Origin of the sequence: Paenibacillus sp. JNUCC32 (genome assembly GCF_014863545.1) — a bacterium.
Classification (GTDB): domain Bacteria; phylum Bacillota; class Bacilli; order Paenibacillales; family Paenibacillaceae; genus Paenibacillus_AQ; species Paenibacillus_AQ lautus_A.
The window spans coordinates 2933360-2951294 of sequence record NZ_CP062260.1 but is presented as its reverse complement, the minus strand read 5'-3'; the positions used below and the strand labels follow the sequence as shown (position 1 = coordinate 2951294).

At 50.5% G+C, this 17935-nt stretch carries 16 protein-coding genes; 13 read left to right on the top strand and 3 right to left on the bottom strand.

Translation table 11 applies throughout. The features are described 5' to 3' along the window. The first annotated feature begins 121 nt into the window (after window positions 1–121). The gene (locus tag JNUCC32_RS13035) at window positions 122–649 is read left to right on the top strand and encodes a GNAT family N-acetyltransferase (protein WP_192572330.1); all 528 of its coding nucleotides are present in this window, start codon (window positions 122–124) and stop codon (window positions 647–649) included. 147 nt (window positions 650–796) lie between these two features. Here the strand turns inward: JNUCC32_RS13035 and JNUCC32_RS13030 are convergent, their stop codons facing one another. Then, on the bottom strand, window positions 797–2011 hold the full coding sequence (locus JNUCC32_RS13030; RefSeq protein WP_096773405.1) for a glucose-1-phosphate adenylyltransferase: 1215 nt from the start codon (window positions 2009–2011) through the stop codon (window positions 797–799). A gap of 223 nt (window positions 2012–2234) precedes the next feature. Here JNUCC32_RS13030 and glgB point away from each other — a divergent pair, with 223 nt between their 5' ends. Next, the gene (gene glgB / locus JNUCC32_RS13025; protein WP_192572667.1) at window positions 2235–4214 is read left to right on the top strand and encodes a 1,4-alpha-glucan branching protein GlgB; all 1980 of its coding nucleotides are present in this window, start codon (window positions 2235–2237) and stop codon (window positions 4212–4214) included. Continuing rightward, window positions 4211–5644 carry a glycogen synthase GlgA gene (gene glgA / locus JNUCC32_RS13020; protein WP_096773407.1) on the top strand — a complete coding sequence of 478 codons (1434 nt, stop codon included), beginning with the start codon at window positions 4211–4213 and terminating at the stop codon, window positions 5642–5644. Before glgB ends, glgA begins: the two co-directional genes overlap by 4 nt. 91 nt (window positions 5645–5735) lie before the next feature. On the opposite strand, the gene JNUCC32_RS13015 is transcribed toward glgA, so the two are convergent. Next, on the bottom strand, window positions 5736–7484 hold the full coding sequence (locus JNUCC32_RS13015) for an alpha-glycosidase (protein WP_192572329.1): 1749 nt from the start codon (window positions 7482–7484) through the stop codon (window positions 5736–5738). A gap of 571 nt (window positions 7485–8055) precedes the next feature. Here JNUCC32_RS13015 and JNUCC32_RS13010 point away from each other — a divergent pair. The 3 genes from JNUCC32_RS13010 to JNUCC32_RS13000 all read left to right on the top strand — a co-directional run bounded on the left by JNUCC32_RS13010 (window position 8056) and on the right by JNUCC32_RS13000 (window position 11125). Beyond that, a complete protein-coding gene (locus JNUCC32_RS13010; protein WP_036665363.1) occupies window positions 8056–9498 on the top strand; it encodes an ABC transporter substrate-binding protein/permease in 1443 nt (480 codons plus the stop codon). Further along, window positions 9485–10207 (top strand): amino acid ABC transporter ATP-binding protein, encoded by a 723-nt coding sequence (locus JNUCC32_RS13005; protein ID WP_192572328.1) that lies wholly within the window; start codon window positions 9485–9487, stop codon window positions 10205–10207. Before JNUCC32_RS13010 ends, JNUCC32_RS13005 begins: the two co-directional genes overlap by 14 nt. 186 nt (window positions 10208–10393) lie before the next feature. Next, window positions 10394–11125: a 3D domain-containing protein gene (locus JNUCC32_RS13000; protein WP_192572327.1), complete on the top strand. Its 732-nt coding sequence runs from the start codon at window positions 10394–10396 to the stop codon at window positions 11123–11125. Window positions 11126–11205: 80 nt separating this feature from the next. On the opposite strand, the gene JNUCC32_RS12995 is transcribed toward JNUCC32_RS13000, so the two are convergent. Next, window positions 11206–12054 carry a polysaccharide deacetylase family protein gene (locus JNUCC32_RS12995; protein ID WP_192572326.1) on the bottom strand — a complete coding sequence of 283 codons (849 nt, stop codon included), beginning with the start codon at window positions 12052–12054 and terminating at the stop codon, window positions 11206–11208. 166 nt (window positions 12055–12220) lie between these two features. Between JNUCC32_RS12995 and JNUCC32_RS12990 the strand changes: the two genes are divergently transcribed. From JNUCC32_RS12990 to mobB, 7 genes are all read left to right on the top strand, one after another. Further along, a complete protein-coding gene (locus JNUCC32_RS12990) occupies window positions 12221–13243 on the top strand; it encodes an NADH:flavin oxidoreductase/NADH oxidase (protein ID WP_036665360.1) in 1023 nt (340 codons plus the stop codon). Between the two features lie 160 nt (window positions 13244–13403). Beyond that, a complete protein-coding gene (locus JNUCC32_RS12985) occupies window positions 13404–14072 on the top strand; it encodes a PspA/IM30 family protein (protein ID WP_009589445.1) in 669 nt (222 codons plus the stop codon). A gap of 198 nt (window positions 14073–14270) precedes the next feature. Continuing rightward, window positions 14271–14675 carry a DUF350 domain-containing protein gene (locus JNUCC32_RS12980; RefSeq protein ID WP_009589371.1) on the top strand — a complete coding sequence of 135 codons (405 nt, stop codon included), beginning with the start codon at window positions 14271–14273 and terminating at the stop codon, window positions 14673–14675. Between the two features lie 31 nt (window positions 14676–14706). Further along, window positions 14707–15213: a DUF4178 domain-containing protein gene (locus JNUCC32_RS12975; RefSeq protein WP_009589430.1), complete on the top strand. Its 507-nt coding sequence runs from the start codon at window positions 14707–14709 to the stop codon at window positions 15211–15213. A gap of 10 nt (window positions 15214–15223) precedes the next feature. Continuing rightward, window positions 15224–15955, top strand: coding sequence for a DUF4247 domain-containing protein (locus JNUCC32_RS12970; protein WP_015734720.1), 732 nt, complete (start codon window positions 15224–15226; stop codon window positions 15953–15955). Window positions 15956–16142: 187 nt separating this feature from the next. After that, the gene (locus tag JNUCC32_RS12965) at window positions 16143–17432 is read left to right on the top strand and encodes a molybdopterin molybdotransferase MoeA (protein WP_192572325.1); all 1290 of its coding nucleotides are present in this window, start codon (window positions 16143–16145) and stop codon (window positions 17430–17432) included. Next, complete coding sequence (gene mobB, locus JNUCC32_RS12960) at window positions 17429–17932, top strand: molybdopterin-guanine dinucleotide biosynthesis protein B (protein ID WP_192572324.1); 504 nt, start codon at window positions 17429–17431, stop codon at window positions 17930–17932. Before JNUCC32_RS12965 ends, mobB begins: the two co-directional genes overlap by 4 nt. The last annotated feature ends 3 nt before the right edge of the window (window positions 17933–17935 follow it).

Sequence of the window (17935 nt, the reverse complement as noted above, 5' to 3'; positions counted from 1 at the left end):
TCGGAGCATAGTCTCCACTTTGTGGGGGATTGTTTTGGGGTCCCCGCAAAGTAATTGGAATATGCATCGGAGCACAGGCTCCACTTTGTGGGGTTATGTTATAGAGGAGGGGAGAACAGGAGTGGAATCCGCAGCAATGTTTTCAACGGAGCAGGGGCGGTTTGAACTACGAAGGGCAGAAGTCGTGCACGCAGGAGAGATGCTTGCGCTTCTAACGGAGGCGGCCGAGGTGATGGAGCAGCAAGGGCGCAAGCAGTGGAGTCCCTCGCTTTTTTCCCTGGACCTAATGACACAGTACCTGGAAGAGCGTGAAGTATTCATCCTGTGGCATGAAGATAAGGCGGCCGGCATGTTTACGCTGCAGTACGGGGACCCTGACTACTGGGGAAAGCGGGACGATCCGTCCTACGGTTACTTGCATCGTCTGACCGTACGCTTCGCTTATCGGGGGCTGGGTCTTGGGAACAAAATGATTTCCTTTGCGGAATCGTATTTGGTTTCCAAAGGGAAACGGGGCTTCCGATTGGATTGCGTATCCCATTTGCCAACGCTGAATCGATTTTACCAGCGTCAGGGATTTCAATTCGTGGCCGAGCAGGATATGGGCGGTCGCATCGTGAATTTATATGAAAAGAATTTTGTTTCTTGATCTTAAAGTTTCGAACCTCCGTCGCATGCGCTTAGACAAAGTCAGCAGGGCACGATACATGAGAAAAAGCGATCCGCTACGGATCGCTTTTTTGTGTTAATGGCCTGAAAGAAATTCTCAGGGCTCTATTCTGTTCATGACATTCGTTCAGGATGAAGAGACATTTGCACGCAAGCGTCCTTTTTCGTATACATCCTGAAGGAGCCGGGCCGGCTGGGTACGAACCGTTGGTTTCGGAAGCACCGTCTCGTATGGTCCTACGACCACGACATTGCCGGGAGCCCCTTTCACAACGGCTCCGTCCTTGATCACTGCACCTTCCCCGATGATGGCGTGCTCGATATGGACGCCTTTGCCGATTTTGGCATTCGGCATGACCACGCTATCCTTCACGATGGAGTATTTGCCGATTTCTGATCCGCAGAAGATGACGGAGCTTTTGGCTTTTCCTTCGAAGGTGCATTGGTCATGAATCAGGCAGTCCGTATGCTCCACATTTCGGGTACGTGCTGCTGACAGCTTGGTTTTCCAAGCACGCGTATACATAGGCCAGTCGGCTCTCTCAAGGACGAGCTCATTTTGGCTAAGCACATCCATATGGGCTTCCCAGAGGCTTTCTACTGTGCCGACATCGCGCCAGTAGCCCTGGAAGCGGAATGCTAGCAGCGACTCTTCTCCGGACAGCATCTTAGGGATGACATCCTTTCCGAAATCATGGCTGGAGTTCGGGTCAGACGCATCTTCGATCAGGTGCTGCTTCAGATAGTCCCAACGGAACAAATAAATGCCCATGGAGGCAAGATTGCTTTGCGGTTCTGCCGGTTTTTCGGCAAATTCAATGATATTGAGATTATCGTCAACGCTCATGACGCCAAATCGGCTGGCGTCTTCCCATGGTACTTCCATCACGGAGATCGTGGCAGGAGCCCCTTGCTTCATATGGGCTTCAAGCATTTCCCGGTAATCCATCTGGTAAATATGGTCCCCGGACAAGATGAGCACATGCTCTGGATTTTGATCATCGATGTATTGAATGTTTTTATAAATAGCATCTGCCGTTCCCAAGTACCCGTCTTGGTGTGTGCTGTTGGATGGAAGAAGGGCAATGCCTTCACGTCCTGTATGTGTTAATCCCCAGGGTTCGCCTTCGCCGATATGTTCGTGTAATGATTCTGCCTCATATTGCGTAAGCACTCCAACCGTATCGATTCCGGAGTTTACACAATTGCTGAGAGGAAAATCGATTATACGATAATGTCCGCCAAACGGAACGGCGGGTTTTGCCAGCCTGGACGTAAGAGGAGCCAATCGTTTACCTTCTCCACCCGCCAGAAGCATAGCAATACAGTCTTTTTTCTTCATCACGTTTCCCTCCCAATGTATTTTCACGTTGTTCATTACATAAACGACATTCCCGGGGTTTGAAACGATTATATTGAAAAAGTAATTTGAAAATTACAAAATTATTTTTCAGGGACATTTTTTATTTTCAACCTGGTTAGAATGGGGTAATAGCATTAATAATATTGCATTTTTAAGAAAAAGCAGGTGACGACGATTGAACCAAGCAGTTAGGGAAGGAAACATGACTCCGGAACAAGTGTATTTATTTCATGAGGGTACCTGGTTTCACAGTTACCAATGTATGGGTGCACACCTTGCCACAGAAGAAGGAGAAAGAGGCGTGCGTTTTACGGTGTGGGCTCCGAATGCCAGGCAGGTAGGACTTGCCGGAGACTGGAACGGCTGGGATGGTTCCCAAGACCCGTTATATAGGATGCCCGATTCGGGAATTTGGAGTCGGTTTTTCCCTGGGATGGAGACTGGAACTTTTTACAAATATCAGATCACGGGGCCCTTCGGAGAAACGTTCCTAAAGGCCGATCCTTATGCATTTCATGCCGAAGTACGACCTGCGACGGCATCGGTGGTGACCGACCTCTCAGGATATCGCTGGAATGATGCCGCATGGAGAAGGAAGAACAAATCCCCATATGCCAAGCCGGTGAACATTTATGAAATGCACTTCGGGACCTGGCGGCAAAAAGAGGACGGTTCGTTCTTTACATATCGGGAATTGGCCGATCAGCTGATTCCTTATTTGCAGGAAATGAGTTATACCCACGTAGAATTTATGCCCTTGGCGGAGCATCCCTACGATCTTTCGTGGGGCTATCAGGGCACCGGATTTTATGCGCTGACGAGCAGATACGGAACTCCCCATGATTTCATGTTTCTCGTCGACCAGCTGCACCAAGCCGGCATCGGCGTGCTGCTCGACTGGGTGCCCGCACATTTTGCCAAGGATGCCCACGGGCTTCGGCAGTTTGACGGGGCGCCTCTTTATGAGTATGCAGACCCCCAAAAAGCCGAGAAACCTGGCTGGGGAACATTGTCTTTCGATTATGCCAAGCCGGAGGTAATTTCATTCCTCATCTCCAATGCCTTATTTTGGATGGATATGTATCATATTGATGGTCTTCGCGTTGATGCCGTGACGAGCATGATCCGTCTTGATTTTGAGAAGCGTGAGGGTCAGTACAGCCTTAACGAGCACGGAGGCTTGGAAAACCTTGAGGCGATATCCTTTCTGCAGGAATTGAATAAAGCCGTGTTTCGATATTACCCGAATGCCTTGATGATGGCCGAGGAGTCGAGCGCATGGGCGGGGGTTACGGCACCTGTGCATGAAGGGGGTCTTGGCTTCAATTACAAATGGAATATGGGCTGGATGAACGACACGCTGTCTTATATTGAACAAGAGTTCGATCAGCGGCCTACCCATCATAATTTACTGACATTTCCCATTTGTTATGCCTATTCGGAGAATTTTACATTGCCGCTTTCACACGATGAAGTCGTCCATGGAAAGAAATCGCTGCTTAATAAAATGCCGGGAAGCTACGAACAAAAGTTTGCGGGTCTGCGGATTTTGCTTGGATACCAGATCACCCAGCCCGGGAAGAATCTGCTGTTCATGGGGGGAGAGTTCGGCCAGTTTATCGAATGGAAGGATCAGGAGCAGCTCGACTGGCTGCTGCTGGACTATGAAAGCCACCGCAAGCAGTTGGCATATACGGCAGCTCTAAACCGCATGTACGTGGATGAAAAGGCGCTATGGGAGCAGGATCACCGATGGGAAGGCTTCGAATGGCTCAGCGCCGATGATCATGAGCAGAGTGTCGTATCGTATATGAGAATGGGCACCAAGCCCGGCGATACGCTGATCATCGTCATTAATTTTCAGCCGAAGGCATATGACCAATATCGGGTCGGTTTGCCGAGAGCGGGGCAATATGTGGAAATTCTGAATTCCGATCATGCCGATTACGGCGGCTCCGGACTGCTGAACGACGGTGAGATGAAAGCGGAGAAGAAGACCTGGCATGGCCAAACCCACAGCCTGGAGATCAAACTGCCTCCATTAGGCATGGTTGTTTTAAAGAAAAAGCCGCCTCGATCGAGGAAATCGCAAGATCGATCGGACGCGTCGCTGAAGGCGGCAGCGGCAAGAGAGAAAACAGAACAAAAAACGATACGGAGCAAAAGGGGGAAGCAGGATTGAAATTGTTATTTGCAGCTTCGGAATGCGGACCATACATCAAGACAGGCGGACTGGCGGATGTGATCGCTGCTTTGCCTAAATCCCTTCGCGGCATGGGCGAGGATATTCGAGTCGTGCTGCCGAAATATCGCGGCATTCCGGAAGAATACAGAGAGCGAATGGAGCATGTGGGAGAAACCCGGGTGCGGGTAGGCTGGCGCGAGCAATATTGCGGCATCGAGTCCCTGGTGGAAGACGGCGTAACGATCTATTTCGTGGATAACGAGTACTATTTTGGCCGAGACGGCATTTATGGTTACATGGACGATGGCGAACGCTTCTCTTTCTTCAACCGTGCCGTGCTTGAGGTGCTGCCGGTAATCGGATTCCAGCCGGATGTGCTGCACTGTCACGACTGGCATACCGCCATGATTCCGCTGCTTCTTGAAGACGTCTATCGTCATGATCCCTTCTATGCGGGGATTCGAACCGTGTTCACGATCCATAATCTGCTGTATCAGGGCGTATACCCGTACGAGGTGCTGGTTGATCTGCTCGGCATTCACAGCCGGCATTTCACGGCTGAAGGCGTGGAGTATTACGGAAACGTGAATTTCATGAAAGCGGGCATCGTTTACGCAGATCACGTAACGACGGTCAGCCCAACCTATGCCACGGAAATCCAGACGGGTTATTACGGATACGGACTTGACGGACTTCTGTCGGCCCAGGGCTCGAGATTGAGCGGGATTGTGAACGGCATTGATACCAAAAGCTACAATCCGGCGACAGATCCGCATCTCGCCATGAAGTTCCGGAGCGGACTGAACAAAAAAACGCAGAACAAAATCGCCTTACAGGAAGAGCTGAATCTTCCCGTGGCGCCGCATATTCCGTTGATGTCGATGGTAACGCGATTGGTCGATTCGAAAGGACTCGATTTGGTTATCCGCATTCTGGATGAGCTGCTCTACTATGATGAGATTCAGTTCGTTGTCCTGGGAACGGGAGATCCTTCCTATGAGCATTGGTTCAGGGAAGCGGCAAATCGCTATCCCACCAAAATGTCGGCCCAGATCCGGTTCAATGAGCCGTTATCGCGGCGTTTTTATGCCGGCAGCGACCTGTTCCTGATGCCTTCCAAATTCGAACCGTGCGGCATCAGCCAGCTGATCGCCATGCGGTACGGCAGCGTACCCATTGTCCGAGAAACGGGCGGACTGAACGATACGGTTCAGGCATACAACGAGTATACGGGCGAAGGGAACGGCTTCTCCTTCAAGGATTACAATGCGCATGACATGATGAACACCATCCGCCGCGCGACCTCCATGTATCGAATGCCCGAGCACTGGCGTAAAGTGAGCAAGAACGCACTGGGCGGGGATTACAGCTGGAACGTTTCGGCAAAGGAATATCAGGAAATCTATCAACAGATCACCAGCCGATAATAACCATGTCTTTCATGACGCAGGGGTGCACGGATAGCGAAGGAATATCAAGCTATCCGGGCACCCCTGTGCTGTCTGAATATGATCGAAGCTAATGTTTCAATTCCCGGCATAAAATGCGATACGCGTACGGTTCCAAATCGATATGCATCGTACCGTTTACCGGTTTTACAGGTTCTTGGGTTTCGGCATCGATCCAATCGGTCGTGACGATGGGATGCGATAGGGTACGCTTCGAGTCGCTGTTGTTGATCCAGACGATAAAATGCATGGTTTCGTCGGCACGTTCGTACACGATGCAAGGATCATGAAGATTCGCCTGCAGGAAGCGGAAGCGACCTTGCCTGAGGGCTTTATGCTCTTTCCGCAGCGCGATCATGCCTTGATAAAATGCATACAGCTCCTGGTTTCGCTTCTTGGGATCCCATTCCATGCATTTGCGGCAATCCGGGTCTCCATCCCCGGTCAAGCCGATTTCATCCCCGTAGAAGATGCACGGCGTGCCCATGAAGGTGAACAGGAATACGACGGTGAGTTTCATGCGCCGGATATCTTCTCCCACGCGGGTAAGCAGCCTGGGCGTATCGTGGCTGCAAAGCAGGTTGAAGACCACTTCGTTCGTCTGCTGCGGATAACGCATCAGGATCGAGCCGATGCGGTTGGCGAAGGTGAGTCCGTCCATGTTGCCGTTGAAAAACTCCAGCACCTTATCGGCAAAAGGGTAATTCATCACGGAATCGAACTGGTCGCCTTGCAGCCAGATCAACGAGTCGGACCAAACCTCGCCTACGATGTATGCCTCGGGGTTGGCCTTCTTGACAACCTGCCTGAAATCCCGCCAGAAATGATGGTCGATTTCATTCGCGACATCCAGACGCCAGCCGTCAAGCTTGATCTCCTTAATCCAATACTCGGCGACGCCCAGCAAGTACGCCTTGACTTCGGGATTGGCAGTATTGAATTTCGGCATGTTTCCGAAGAAGCCGAAGGTGTCGTATGTCGGTATGCCGTCCTTGATCTCGCAAGGAAACCGGTTCACATGAAACCACCCGGCATATTTGGACTTCTCGCCATGCTTCAGGACGTCCTGAAAGGGCGGGAACTCCTCGCTGCAGTGATTGAATACCGCATCCAAAATCACACGAATGCCTTTTGCGTGGCAAGTATCCACTACCTTTTTCAACAGTTCGTTATCGCCAAAGTGCGGATCCACCTGCTTATAATCTACCGTGTCGTATTTATGATTGGAGGGGGAGAGGAAGAGGGGGGTAAAATATATGGCGTTAATGCCCAGGTCAACCAGATCATCCAGGTGATCCAGCACGCCCTGCAGGTCACCGCCGAAGAAGTTGTCCACCTCCGGCTTGCCGCCCCAGGCTTCTGTTCCGTCAGGACTGATGGCCGGGTTCCCGTTGGCAAAGCGTTCCGTCATGATTTGGTAGAATACGGCTTCTTTGGCCCATTCCGGTACTTTGAATACATCGACTTCATGTATGTACGGAAATTCAAAGTAGCCTGCCGGCGGATAGGGGTAATCCCATCCGATTCCGCTGTCGACCATATACACCGTTTCATCTCCCGCATGAATCCGGAATCCGTATGACAACCTTTTGTATTTGGGCCTGACTCCGCATTCCCAGTAATCAAACATGTCGTCAGAGGCGGCCTTTTCCATGGTGATCTCGAAGTACGTACGGTCCCAATCATATTTGTCGCCCGTCATGGCAACAACTGAATCAATGTCGTTCTTCTTGGTTCGAATCCGAAGATGAATGGTGTGTGTATCGTAAGCATAAGCCCATTTATCTCTAGGAACATGATACAGCGCTTCTAACAGCATGGTTACACCTCCTATATGAGTAAAGCTATAGCTAATTAATAACCAGCTGCTGGCTTGCCTGAATCATGCGGTGAATGAGACAGGCGGCTTGCAATGTAGATGGACCGAAATCATGCGCTTCTATAAGATGGGAAGGCAGCCGATAGATTATGCATCCGTCCGTTCCCTTCCTATATTCCATATCTTTAATTCCTATTTTGGATAATTCTAAAGTCCCGTGTTTACATTTTAATGTAGGGAGAGGAGAAGCTTGCGGATAGGATGAAATCTAAACATTAAATTCCATTTATTTTAGGAATAGAATGGATTCAAACCCGCTTGATTATTTTAATAATTAGTTATATTCCACAAACTGAATCATGTGTGACATGATCACTTTAAGGGTATGATGATTTGACCGTTGTATTAAAATAGTGGAATGAAATACTACAAGTTGATTTTGCCTGTAAGTTACAAATTGAAAACCCATCAATTTTCATTGCATATTCATGCATCCTGTTTTATAATGACTCAGTTGCTTTTTTTCTAAAGGTTTAATCTATTTGTAACAGTTAGGGGAGAAATGAGACATATGAAACGTAAATTTACAGCGTGGATGACCCTGTTCATGGTGGTCGTGCTGTCTTTCGGCAGCCTCGTCCATGCGGAGGGCGAGAAGAAAACGGTAATTCTCGGAACCAGTGCCGACTATGCGCCATATGAGTTCCATAAAACGATAGATGGCGTGGATACCATCGTCGGATTTGATATCGATATCGCGAAGGAAATCGCCAAGGATCTTGGCGCAGAGCTCATTATCAAGGATACGTCCTTTGATGCGCTCTTGCCAGAGCTGACGAGCGGCCGCGTGGATTTCGTCATATCGGGCATGAATCCGACGGAAGACCGCCGAAAAAGCATTGATTTCTCGGAACCTTATTACGCTGCGGAACAATCGGTCGTAGTCCGCAAGGAAGACGCCTTGAAATTCAACACGCTTGAAAGCCTGGAAGGAGCCCGGATCGGGGTTCAGAAAAGCTCCATTCAGGAATCCATCGCAAAAACGATACCGAATGCCAATGTAGTATCGCTCGATAAAATCCCGGATTTGCTGCTGCAGCTGGAATCCGAGCGCGTGGACGTCGTCCTTGCGGAGTATCCGATCGCAAAGACCAACATGAATGAAGCGACCATGGCCATCACGGATGCCAAGCCGACGGCGGAGAACGACGCATATGCCATCGGGGTCCGCAAAGGAAACGAGGAGCTGCTTGGCAGCATTAATGCTACGCTCGAGCGCTTAAAAGAAAATAACCAGATCCAGAAATTTGTCGACGATGCCAGCGATCTGGCTGCAGGACGAACCGCAGAGAACTTGAATACCTTTGAATTTTTCTGGAAATATCGCGACTATTATGCCAAAGGCATTCAATTTACGTTGCTTATTTCGGCCCTCGGCGTATTTTTCGGATTCATTCTCGGATTGATTATCGCGTTAATGCGGATGTCCGGCGTAAAAATCCTTAAGTTCTTGGCTACCGCATATATTGAAATCATCCGCGGCACGCCGATGCTGGTCCAGCTGTTTATTATCCATTACAGCTTGGCGGCGTTTGATATTAAATTCTCACCGATCCAGTCGGGTATTTTGACGCTCTCCATCAACAGCGCTGCCTATTTGGCAGAAATATTCCGCGCAGGCATTCAGGGCGTGGACCGGGGACAACTGGAGGCCGCACGCTCGCTCGGGATGACCAAGGGCAAAGCCATGCGTCATATCATTTTGCCGCAGGCGCTGAAAGGGGTACTCCCTGCGATCGGTAACGAATTCGTTGTCATTATCAAGGAATCGTCCATCGTATCGTTCATCGGGGTATTCGATATTATGTACCAAGCCCAGATTTTGCGCGGTTCAACCTTTGCCCCGCTGAATCCGCTGCTTGTGGCGGCCATGATCTACTTTATACTGACATTCGTTCTTTCGAAGCTTCTGGGTGTCTGGGAAAGGAAGTTGAGTGCAAGTGATAACCGTTAAGGATCTTCATAAATCGTTTGGCAAGCTGGAAATACTGAAGGGCATCAATATCGAGATTGCAAAAGGAGAAGTGGTGGTTGTCATCGGACCGAGCGGCTCCGGTAAAAGCACCTTCTTGCGCTGTCTCAATCTGCTGGAAGTGCCGACCAGCGGCGAAATTTCATTCGAGGGTGAGCTGATCACCGCCAAGAACCACAATATCAATGCCACCCGCGAGAAAATGGGCATGGTGTTTCAGCAGTTTAACCTGTTTCCGCACAAAAAGGTCATCGATAACATTACGCTCGCCCCTATCCAAGTTAAAGGGGTTTCGGCGAAGGAAGCCGAGGCTACAGCAGACGAGCTGCTGAAATCGGTTGGACTGCAGGACAAAAAGGAGTCTTATCCTTCCCAGCTGTCCGGCGGACAGAAGCAGAGAATTGCCATTGCGCGAGCACTCGCCATGCAGCCCCATGTCATGCTGTTTGACGAGCCGACCTCCGCACTCGATCCCGAGATGGTGGGCGAGGTTCTGGAAGTGATGAAGAAGCTTGCCGAAGGCGGAATGACGATGGTCATCGTGACCCATGAGATGGGCTTCGCCCGCGAAGTGGGAGATCGGATCCTGTTCATGGACGGCGGCAAAATCGTGGAGGAAGGCACGCCGGACCAACTGTTCGGCAATCCGACCCATCCCCGTACGCAAGAGTTTTTAAGCAAGGTATTGTAACTTTTTCATCCGGAATGTAACAAATTAAAAACAGCGCCTAGCCTGGTGTTTCAGGCAGCGGCGCTGTTTTTCTTTGTGTGTTGGTAACAATTGCTTGCGGTATAGGTTACAAAATTGTGATATATTCATGTTCGTTGACATACTACATCCGATTTACCAAGCTACATATAAGGGAGGCATCTCTAGATGTTACGACAAATGAAATTTTGGACAAGAAATCGTGGACTTAACCAAAATAATAAAATCGCTGGAAGAACAGCAAAATGGTTTACTGTTACAGCCATGGCACTCGGACTGACTTTTGCCGGAGGCGGGCTGCAAGCACATGCAAGCTCCGTGCATGTTGCTAAGAACGGCGATACGTTCTATTTCTTGTCCAAACAGTACGGCGTTAATATGGACAAGCTGATGAAAGCTAACCCAACAATAAAGGCAACGAATATTTACCAGGGGCTCAAAATCAACATACCAGGGACGGTATCGATGAACTCGGCGGCATCCGCGGCGCCAATCGCTCCAGGAAACTCCGGTTTCACGCCAAGCTTGAATGTTATCCCGCAGAATAACGTAGTCGAAGCATGGGGCAAGACGTTTAATTACAGCAAAACTTTATCCGTAAAAGCTACTGCGTATTCCTCTGCTGCAAGCGAGAATGGCGGTTGGGGCGCGGTTGACTATTTCGGGAATTCCCTTAAGCTTGGCACCATCGCCGTTGATCCCAAGGTAATTCCGCTCGGTACCAAGGTCCTTGTAACAGGACATGAGCATCCAGGATTGCCTAAAAAGGCATTTGTGGCAGAAGCACGTGATATCGGCGGAGCCATAAAAGGGAATAAGATTGATATCTTCATCCCAGGCTCCCAATCATCCGTAAATCAATTCGGCATCCAGGATATCAAATTGTTCATTATCGATTAATTCATATATCATGATGAATCGTAAAGACGGCTTCACTGGTCAACTTCCAGTCAGCCGTCTTTTTGGCGTTTATGCAGGCTCTATCGCGATTCCGGCACGTTTAACATATCCGGAAGCGTTACGAAACTGTACCCTTTGTTTCGCAGTTCCGTTATGATGTCCGGGAGCGCATCGATGGTACCGGTAAGATCGGATCCCACGCCGCCGCCGGCATGCTGGAGAACGATCGATCCCGGGCCGACCGCAGTCATAATATTACTCTTGACCTCTTCCTTCTGCAGTCCTTTCCAATCGAGGGAATCGACATTCCAATTCACGACCTTGTACCCGTTTTTGCGCGCCCATTGGAGCTGCTCTTCATTAATATCGCCATAAGGCGGTCGGATCAGCCGCGGGTCGACTCCGGTCAGCGACTTCAAAATCGTGTTGGTACGCTCAATTTGGCTTTTGAATTTCTCCAGGCTCAGCTTGTTCAGTTGGGCGTGATTGTAAGAGTGATTGCCAATAGCATGTCCTTCTTCATGAATGCGTTTCATGAGCTCAGGGTGTTTCTTGGCACGGTCTCCTACTGCAAAAAAGGTGGCCTTCACCTGCTGTTCCTTCAGCACATCGAGTACTTTTCCGGTAAATCGGGGATCCGGTACATCATCAAAGGTAAGCGCCACCTGTTTGACCCGTGGTCCGCTTGCGCGAAACGTGTCCGGGTATTTCCTCAGCAATTGGCTTAAAGACGGCGCGTCGTCTGATGGTTTGCTCTGATTTCGCTTCGAATGATCCATGACTTGGCCGGACTCCGACATGACGGAAGCATCCTGAGGTTGTGGTGACAGATTATGTAAACCGGACGCGTTTGCCGGGATGCCCGGCACAACGAAAAAGAATGAAAGGATCCACAGCAGGCAGATTCCTGCGCGGCATCTTTTGAACATCACGATCGGCCCCTTTAGCTTTTTAGTATGGTATGCCCAGTTGGACAAACAATTATCCTCAATATGGGAATTCGACGGTTTTTAGTTTTCCCTCGGAAAGGTGTATAATAACCCCTAACAGATTTTATTACATCTTAATCATTTGGATGTGGAAGGAGATAATCGCTTGGCTGACTTGTTTACACCCTACAATTTCAAGAATTTGACCCTCAAGAACCGCATTGTTATGCCACCGATGTGTCAATATTCCGTAAAGGCCGGGGACGGGATTCCGAATGATTGGCATTTTGTGCATTACGTCAGCCGTGCCGTGGGAGGCACTGGCTTAATTATTGTGGAAATGACAGGCGTTCACCCGGACGGACGCATAACCAATCAGGATACCGGGATCTGGGACGACAATCAAATTCCTGCCTATCGCCGTATTGTCGAAGCCGTGCATTCTTATGGAACCAAGATTGGTATCCAGCTCGGCCATGCCGGCCGAAAGGCGCAGGATGCCGAGCCGTCGGTAGCCCCGTCGGCAATCCCGTTCAGTTCCCATTACAAAATGCCGAAGGCACTCTCCACTGCCGAAGTGGAAGATCTCATACAGGCCTTCAGGGAAGGAGCTCGCCGGGCTGTTGAAGCCGGATTCGACACGGTTGAGATTCATGGCGCGCATGGTTACCTGATCCATCAGTTTCATTCGCCGCTGACGAATCAACGCAGTGACGAATATGGCCAAGACCTCCCCCTGTTCGGTGAACGGGTTGTCCAGGCCGTTAAGGAAGTGCTGCCCGAAGGCATGCCGATCATCATGAGGGTGTCTGCAAAAGAATATGTGGACGGCGGTTATGATGTGGAGTATTGTGCGGAAATCTGCAAACGATACCGGGATGCCGGGGTCGATATTTTTCATATCTCCTCCGGAGGAGAAGGGGTCGTCGGTTCCAATGGCGGTCCGGAAGCGAAGCCGGGTTATCAGGTCGATCTGGCTGCGGAGTTCAAACAACTGCTGAAGGTCCCCGTGATTGCAGTAGGGCTGCTTGATGATTACAATGTCGCCCAAGAGGTGGTTTTGTCGGGCAAGGCGGATATGGTAGCGATCGGAAGGGGCATGCTGCGGGATCCGTACTGGGCGGTTCATGCTGCCAAAGCGCTTGATGAAGAACAGAAAGTTCCGAAGCAGTATGAACGTGGATATTAAGAATCAGTGCGTGTTCAAAATTCAGATTTCAGCACCGATAAGGTGATCCCAAGATGACTTTTATCAACCACTAAAAAAATTTTGAAACCGTTTGGGATCATGCAACGTAAACATTTAACATATACCAGTATTTTAAAGCGAAAGCGAGAGGAAGAGAACGATGTCCATATTTAAAAGATTGCGTGACTTGACCATGTCCAATATTAACGCCATTATCGACAAGGCTGAAGACCCGATCAAGATGACGGACCAGTACATCCGCGATATGACCGAAGACCTTGAGGATGCCGAGAAGGCGGTAGCTGCCCAAATCGCCATCGAGAAACGCTTCAAAGCCCTTTATGAAGAGCAAGCTGCTCTCGTGGAAAAACGCACGCAGCAGGCTCATACGGCAGCGCAGGCGCAAAACGTTGAACTTGCCCGTCGTGCGCTGGAAGAGAAGAAGGCAGCTGAAGCCAAGCGCGACGAGTACAAAGCAAGCTACGATCAGAACAAGCTGGCAGCCGACAACCTGCGCGGCAAGCTGGAGGAAATGCGCAAGCAGCTTACAGCGATGAAGAACAAGCGCGAGACGCTGGTTGCCCGTTATAATGCGGCTAAAGCGCAAACCGAGATCAACAAAGCAATGAACGGTTTCGGGTCTGACACGGCTTCCGCCGGGTTGAAGCGGATGGAAGAAAAGATGCTGGCCATGGAAGCGCGTGCCGAAGCAAGCAACGAAATGTCGACGCGCGAGAAATCCCTCGATGAAGAGTTCGAGAACCTCGGCAAGGACAAAGCCGTTGAGGATGAGCTTGCAGCCTTGATGAAGCAATACGAGAACAAGTAATCCGGGTCTGGTGGTCTGACAGATAAATAGTATCGATGGCGAGGGAGACGCAGCAGGGCTGAATACTACTGTGCTTCTCCTTCGCTTTTGTTTGATACCGGATATATACGGGACTACCCTTTAAGGTTGTCTATCTTCGATTGAAGCAGTCTGATCAGGGCAAGTTGATATGTATGTTGAATGTGTGGAGGCTTAGAGATGGATTTTGATATGATCTTGCGTGTATTGCTTTGGACGGCGGTCGGCGGGCTGCTGTTGTTTGTATTGATGTTCGTGGATTCCCTGTTCACGAAATATAACGATCTTGAAGAAGTGAAAGCAGGTAACATGGCGGTAACCACAAGGCTGATCCTCAAGCTGGTCGCCCAAGGGTATATTTTATCCGTGTCGATCGGAACGTCCTATCACCTGCTGGAGGCGATTGTGGTATCGGTCGTTTCGTTTATCATATTGTTTGTTCTCGAAGCGTTGACAGAGCTCATGCTGCGCAATTTTGGCAAGCTGAACCTGGATAAGGGAACCCGCGAGGGCAAAACCGGTTACGGTTTGTTTGCAGGATCGCTGCATGTGGTCGGAGCGTTAATTATTACCGCTTGCTTATAGAACGCATAATGGAGATAGGGGATTAGGAAAGATGAGTATGTGGAAAAGAATCAGCAATTTATTTAGCAAGCCCGAGCCGCCAAAGGTAGAGAAGAGCATGCTGCAGCTGGCTCCGGGCGATATTTGCGAAGTGTCTCTGGTTACTTACGAAGTCACGGGCCGCGTGCACAATCGAGGCCGCAACGCGGTCGTCCTGACGCTTCAGGATGGCAGCACCATTGCTTATCTTCACATCGAAGAACGCGAGACGGTTCAATATGCACTCTACGCGCCCATCGATGGACGCCTGGATTCGCCGGATGAGGTGCCGTCCATCATCGATCTGGACGATCATGTGTTTCATTTGGAAGAGGAATACGGTGGACATGTTTCGATATCCGGCCGTACCGCGTTTATGCAAAGCGGGGAGCAGCACGTATGGCAGTACCAATCGGATGATTACAAGCTGCTGCGAATCGAATGGCAGAATGGACGGTTTATGCTCTATGAAGGCGAGAAAGTGATACCGGGGGACGTAAGGGTTATCCGGGCGACTTAGGAGTGGTGGCATGAAGGAACGCTCTTTTTTATCTGTAAAAATCATACTGGTACTGAGTCTGTTCGTATCTTTATTAAGCGGATGCGGAGCGCCGAATATCAAGGACACGTATCCGCTGGAGTCCGTCAATCGGGACGGAAATGCAACATCCTACGTGTATCGGGCAGCTGATAAAAGCGTTCCCGAAGTGGCGAGCGAGCTCATGGCGGCCAATACGCCGGATCAATCTTCTCCTGAGGATACGGAGCGGATGTTCTTGGTCTATGGCGATGAGTATTACCATTTGCAGCAGGATCCCCAGAAGCCGGCCGATACGCTGATCGAAATCGATTCCAAGGAATATGTTCAGCGCAATTACGATTCCAGTTTCCTGCAGGGATACTTGACCGCCGTCCTTATCGGGAATTTGTTTGATTCGATGGGCGGCGGGGGCTATCGCGGCTATACCAGCAAAGATGTGTATAAACCGGCTCAAGGGAACTATAAAAAGCCGACAAGCCAAGATAAGAAGATCGCTCCGCCGTTGACGGTTGACCGGAGCGGGAAAATTACGCGGCGCGGTCAGGATACGGTCGGCACGGGCGGAAGCCTGTTCAGACGGAATCCGGATTCGAGCGGTGACCGCGGCTCGATCAAACGCGGCGAAAGCGGCGGAAGTTTGTTCGATTCGCCGAAGAAATCGTACAAGAAGCCCAAGACCCGGATCGGATCCGGAAAAATTTCCCGAAGGGGCCGAAGGTAAAACAATTACGTTTCATGCGCATGGTCTAAGGGCCATGCGTTTTTTAATGTTTCGAAACGAAAATATACAACCGTCAGATACGTACATGCGATTTCTTGGAGATCAGCCGCTCGGTTTGAAGATTGCTCGGAATGTAGTACAGTAAGATTATCAGTCTGGGATATAGTCAGAAAGCGAGGAATGCGTTGTGAAAGATCATGAACCGATATCGCCCAAGAAGCCAAACCATAAATTCGATCGGCGTGCACTACAGGTATCAGACGCGCAAGCGTTAGCAACTTCTTATGCGGATTGCGGCCAGGAGGAGCTCATTCGGCTGCAGGACAGCGATGGCCGGGTGCTTGCATCCGATGTCGTCGCTCCCCACCCGTTCCCGGCTTTTGCCCGTTCGGGCATGGACGGTTATGCGGTGTCGTCAGCGGATTTGGCGCCATGCGATCAGGGGGAAAAGGTTTGGCTTGAGGTCGTCGACCATATCCCGTGCGGATATGTCTCCTCCGTGCCGATCGTACAAGGCAAGGCTTCCCGTATCATGACGGGCGCCCAGGTGCCCGAAGGCGCGGACGCTGTCGTGATGCTTGAAGCGACGGAGCTTCGCGTGGAGGATGGCGTAACCTATGTAGGCTTTAAGCGTTCCATCGAGAAGGGAAAGAATATTACCCCTCTCGGGTTCGAACTCCAGGAAGGCGATATGATTCTCCGCCGAGGGACTCGCATCGGGCCGGGAGCGATTTCGGTTCTGGCTACGTTTGGCATACATAAGGTTGGAGTGTATCGTCAACCGGTCGTGGGCATCTTCTCGACGGGCACCGAGCTGCTCGACATAACCGAGCCGCTTGAGCCCGGTAAAATCCGTAACAGCAACACCTATATGCTTGCATCGCAAATTCGGGAAGCGGGCGGCGTTCCGGTGATCATGGAGGCCATTCCCGATCATATCGAGCTTGCCCGTCAGAAGGTGGAGGAAGCGCTCCGGGATTATGACATCGTGGTTACGACAGGCGGCGTCTCCGTAGGCGATTACGATATTATGGGAGAGCTGGTGACATCCGGCGGATTGGACATGCTGTTTAATAAAGTCACGATGCGTCCGGGCAGCGTGACAACCGCGGCGGTGAAGGAGGGGAAGCTGCTCTTCGCGCTCTCCGGTAATCCGGGGGCATGCTTTGTCGGATTTCTGTTGTTTGTCAGACCTTCGATTCGAAAAATGCTGGGCATGGAGCAGTTGTATTTAACCGAATGGACAGCCGAGCTGGGTTCGGATTATGCAAAGGTGAATAATTTTACCCGTTTTGTCAGGGGCAGCCTCCAAGCGGTAAACGGCAAACTTGTAGCCACGCCCGCCGCCCTGGATGAATCGAGTGTCATGATCACGATCAAGGACAGCGACTGTTTGATTGTTATACCGCCAGAGCTTAGAGGAGCGGTTAAAGGCCAAGCCGTGCAGGTGCTCGTTCTTCCAGGGGGTTGGTCATGAAGGTCTTCCAGTTCTGCGGGTATAAGAACAGCGGCAAAACCACGCTCATTGCGTCTCTGATTCCGCAATTGAAACGACAGGGCATCAGGATAGCCGTCATCAAGCATGATGGGCATGGCTTTGATATGGACCGCGAAGGGACGGATACTTACAAATTCCGCGAGGCCGGAGCCGAGGGGATTGCCATTGCCTCGCCGGGCCGGACGGCCATGCTGAGGGAAACGGAGCTGGACCTCGATACGTTGATACATATGTACACTGATTATGACATGGTGCTGGTCGAAGGGTATAAAATGATGCCTCACCCAAAACTGGTGCTGCTGCGGGGAATGGAGGACAGGGGGCTGCTGGATCAGGTCGAGGAGATCCGGGGAATCGTCGTGAATCCCGACATGCTAAAGGAACCGCCCGGCCTGCAGGAGATTCAGCATCGGCTGGCGGTTCCCTTGTTTACTTGGAATGAGACGGAGCGGATCGCGTCGCTTATACTATCACTGTAAAAA